Genomic DNA, 255 nt, shown 5'->3' with positions numbered 1-255 from the left:
CGGTAACTGTGATTTGGTATCGTTACGCAGCGCAGTTAAAGTAGGCGTTAATTGCAGGTTTTTGCTGGCCGTTATTTTTTCAAAGCCGGTAAGTTTATCAAACTGGCAAAGGCTGCACTTAATATCGCGATCAAACCCAATGTTTGATAACTGATAAAGCACATCTCGTTGATAATTGCGCATTAGGGCAAAACCCCAGGTTAATTGCTCTTTATTTTGTGCAAAACGCAGCGCTTTAAAAGGAATACGCATTTC

Annotated in this window: 1 protein-coding gene; it reads right to left on the bottom strand. The window is 40.8% G+C overall.

The window, feature by feature from the left end; translation table 11 throughout:
- On the bottom strand, positions 1-255 hold a 255-nt coding region (locus AAEZ03_RS28170), incomplete at both ends, for a hypothetical protein (protein ID WP_350583247.1).

This window comes from Pseudomonas sp. HY2-MNA-CIBAN-0224 (genome assembly GCF_040310285.1).
Lineage (GTDB): Bacteria > Pseudomonadota > Gammaproteobacteria > Pseudomonadales > Pseudomonadaceae > Aquipseudomonas > Aquipseudomonas helleri.
This window is presented reverse-complemented; position numbering and strand designations above follow the sequence as displayed.